Source organism: Paracoccus denitrificans, assembly GCF_900100045.1.
GTDB classification, from domain to species: Bacteria; Pseudomonadota; Alphaproteobacteria; order Rhodobacterales; family Rhodobacteraceae; genus Paracoccus; species Paracoccus denitrificans.
In genome coordinates this window covers 1-2275 of record NZ_FNEA01000080.1, presented here as the reverse complement: position 1 = coordinate 2275, position 2275 = coordinate 1, and the positions used below count along the sequence as shown (strand labels likewise).

The window sequence follows — 2275 nt, the reverse complement described above, 5'->3', positions numbered from 1 at the left end:
GGGGATCGGCCAAGTAAAGGGGCAACCGTCCTGCCCGGCGGGGATATGCCGGCGGCACCGGATCGAAAGGCGGCGCGACGGCCGTCTCGATGCTGCGCAAGCCGGAAGCGGATTGGGCAAAGCATCATGGCGGACGGGAAAGCCGCGGCACCCGCAGCTGGGAACCATGCCGATCCCCGCTTTGCTGAGAACCTCCGCCCCGCACTCGTTAGCGTCCGCCAGATTGGTCATCCATCACGCGCAAAAGGATCCTGCGCAGCCTCATCCGGTGGCCTGAACAGGACCCGATTCCACAAGGCAGCGACGGCGGAAAGGGCCGCAGCATCCGCAAGCCCCGGCCTCCAAAGGACACGGTCGCGAACCGGCCGGGCCGGTTCAGGCGACCTGGACTCTTTCCGGCGCGGCCATCTGGAATGCCGCCAAATCCGAGCAGGACGATGCAACGGCGGCGATGCGCGGCAGGTGTCGGAACTCCACCCCCCAGCGGCTGGCGTTGTAGATCTGCGGGATCAGCACGCAATCGGCCATGCCCGGCCTGTCGCTATGGCAGAACCGCCCGGCAAAGCCCGGATGGTCCAGCAGCCGCTCGACGGCCTCAAGGCCGCGGGCGATGTTCTCGCGGTTCCAGGCGGCGCGCGCCTCGGGTCCGGCCAATGCCTCCACCCGCGCCAGCACCCCCAGATTCGAGAGCGGATGGATCTCGCAGGCCACCGCCAGCGCCAACGCCCGGGCATGCGCCCGCGCCGCCGCACCTTCGGGCAGCAGCGCCGGCTGCGGCCGGGTTTCCTCGAGGTATTCCAGGATCGCCAGCGACTGCGTCAGCCGCAGCCCGTCGATCTCCAGCACCGGCACCAGCCCCTGCGGGTTCAGCGCCAGATGATCCGCGCGCCGCTGCGCACCGGCCACCAGATCCACCGCCACCCGGTCGTAGGCAATACCCTTCAGCGCCAGCGCGATCCGCACCCGGTAGGATGCGGAGGATCGCCAGTAGTCGTGCAGCACGACCGTCATGGCAGCGCAGGCAGGACCTGCCCGGTGCAGGGGCCGAAGCCGATGCGATAGCCCTCGCCCCGCGCCTGGGCGAACAGCCCGATCTCGTCGCCGTCCTCGATGAAGGTGCGGGGCGCGCCATTGACCGTGACCGGCACCTTGCCGCCCCCGGTCATCTCCAGCAGCGCCCCGGTCTGCTCGCGCTCCGGCCCCGAGATCGTGCCCGAGCCCAGCAGGTCGCCGACCCGCATCGGGCAGCCGGAACTGGTGTGATGCGCCAGTTGCTGGGCGCTGGAGTAATACATGACGCCGTAATTCGTCCGCCCCATGACCTGGCCGTTCATGGTCCAGCCGATCTCCAGGTCGTAAAGCCCCGGCCGCCGCTCGTGCAGATAGGGCAGCAGCGGGTTCGCCCGCTCGGCACCCGCGCAGCGAAACGGCTCCAGCGCCGCCTGGGTCACGATCCATGCACCGATTGTGGTGCCAAGCGCCTTGGACTGGAACGGGCCCAGCGGCTGGTATTCCCAGGCTTGCACATCGCGCGCCGACCAGTCGTTCAGCAGCACATAGCCGAAGATCGCCTGCTCTGCCTCCTCAACGCTCAGGCGCTGGCCCATCACGCTGTCCGCGCCAACGATGGCGCCCAGCTCAAGCTCCAGGTCCAGCCTGCGGCAGGGCGCCCATTCCGGCCCGGCCTCGCCCTTCAACTGGCCCATCGGACGGCGGATCGGCGTGCCCGAGACCACGACCGAGGACGCCCGCCCGTTATAGCCGATGGGCATATGCGTCCATTGCGGCGGCAGGGCGTTCTCGGGGCCGCGAAACAGCACGCCCACATTGAAGGCATGGTTCTTCGAGGCGTAGAAATCGGTGAACTCCGTGACCCGGATCGGCAGGTGCAGCTGTGCCTCGGCCATGGCGACCAGCGGCAGGCTGCGATCGCCCTCCTCGGCCAGCAGCGCGGTCAGCCGGGCGCGGATCTCGTCCCATTTCGCCCGCCCCAGCGCGATGAAATCGTTGAGCCGCGGCTGCGCGAACGTGCCGCCCGCGTCGACCAGCCCGCGCGCCTCGCATTCGGCCAGATCCAGGATCATGTCGCCGATGGCCACCCCGCAGCGCGGCGCATCGCCCGACACGGAGAACACCCCATAGGGCAGGTTGTTCAGGGGAAACGGGCAATCCGCCTGATTGGCGCTTTCGAGCCAGGACCGCAATAGAGCCACATCCGGCCTCCTTCTTTCTTGTGCAAATATCCCCGGCTCTCGGCCCTCGGCCCTCGGCCTTC

2 protein-coding genes are annotated in these 2275 nt (G+C 68.8%); both read right to left on the bottom strand.

The genetic code is table 11. From position 1 onward, the window contains the following. Positions 1–375: 375 nt before the first annotated feature. The gene (gene maiA, locus BLT64_RS25785) at positions 376–1011 is read right to left on the bottom strand and encodes a maleylacetoacetate isomerase (RefSeq protein ID WP_011749793.1); all 636 of its coding nucleotides are present in this window, start codon (positions 1009–1011) and stop codon (positions 376–378) included. Further along, positions 1008–2213 carry a fumarylacetoacetase gene (gene fahA / locus BLT64_RS25780; RefSeq protein WP_011749792.1) on the bottom strand — a complete coding sequence of 402 codons (1206 nt, stop codon included), beginning with the start codon at positions 2211–2213 and terminating at the stop codon, positions 1008–1010. Before fahA ends, maiA begins: the two co-directional genes overlap by 4 nt. Between the last annotated feature and the right edge of the window lie 62 nt (positions 2214–2275).

Coding starts and splice junctions, on each gene's coding strand:
- maiA (WP_011749793.1), bottom strand. CDS start 1,011: ATGACGGTCGTGCTGCACGACTACTGGCGATCCTCCGCATCCTACCGG.